Raw genomic sequence first — 1,189 nt, 5'->3', positions numbered from 1 at the left:
CGACGCTGCGTGCCGGCGGACATCGCCTCAGCCACGCGAATGCCGGCGTGGTGCCGGCCATCGCGTTCGCGCAGAACTCCCGCGGCGAGCTGCGGCTGGAATCCGGCTACGGCCAGCTTGCCGGGACGCTCTCCACGGGGGGCGGCAAGCCGGGCCAAGGCCGGCCGATGGTGGTCGGCGTGGCGCTGCGCGGTCGCGCCGAAGGCCTGGCCGCCGAACTGGGCGATGGCGTCTCGACCGCGCTGCGCACCAGCAGCGGCGGTGCCGACAAGCCGCATGTGCTGGCACCTGACTTCGAGGCACATTTCCGCTACGACTGGAACGACCCCGGCCCGGGCGACTGGTCGCAGTGGCGGGTACGTCGGCTGATGCCTGTGGAATGCGAGCGGCTGCAAGGCATGCCCGACGACTACACGCTGGTCCCGTACCGCGGCAAGCCCGCCACCGACGCGCCGCGCTACAAGGCGATCGGCAACTCCATGGCCGTGCCGTGCGTCGCGTGGCTGGGCCAGCGGCTGATGCAGTGCCTGCACAAGACGGGATCGACGGCTTCGGATTGATGCACGACGCGCCCGACGGGCCGCGCGATCCTTACTCCTGCATTGCCGACGCATCGGCAACAGCCCGCAGCCTGGGTGTCAAGGCTGCCGTGGGCTCCACCCACGCCACCCGCCAGTTCGCCCCGGCATCTCACCGGCGAACGCTGCACACCGGGCATCGATGCCACCTTCCTCCAACCCACGGGATGTATGCGCGTCCCGTCAGGGGCGTGTCGTCAACCCGGTCGATATCAGGACTTTCCATGAACACCATCACCCGACAAGACCGCATCACCCTCAAGAACCTCTGGGTCGCGGATTTCGCGAGCGAGGAAACGCTGTGCTTCACCGCCACCGTCGTGTTCGACGGCAGGCCCATCGCCGAAGCCCGCAACGACGGACACGGTGGCTCGACGTTCGTGCGTGCGCTGCAGGGCCAGGCCGCGCTGCTGGCCCAGGCCGAGGAATTCGCCAAGAGCCTGCCGCCGGCATCGCCCGACGTCGAACGCGAGGACGACGAGCCGCTTCTCATCGGCATGACGCTCGACTTCCTCGTGGACGAGCTGGCCGATGCCATGCACGCGGAGCGCAAGCTGCGCACCGCGTTCAACCGCGACATCGGCAACAAGGTGCTGTTCATCAAGGACGGC

At 68.9% G+C, this 1,189-nt stretch carries 1 protein-coding gene and 1 pseudogene; both read left to right on the top strand.

Going from position 1 to position 1,189, the window contains the following annotated elements; genetic code table 11:
• Window positions 1-560: DNA cytosine methyltransferase (locus tag APY03_RS33930; protein ID WP_198161353.1), on the top strand; the 560-nt coding region annotated here is incomplete at its 5' end.
• 242 nt (window positions 561-802) lie between these two features.
• Window positions 803-1,189: pseudogene (locus APY03_RS33925) on the top strand (hypothetical protein); the annotation flags it as partial.

Source organism: Variovorax sp. WDL1 (assembly GCF_001541225.1).
Classification (GTDB): domain Bacteria; phylum Pseudomonadota; class Gammaproteobacteria; order Burkholderiales; family Burkholderiaceae_C; genus Variovorax.
This window is presented reverse-complemented; position numbering and strand designations above follow the sequence as displayed.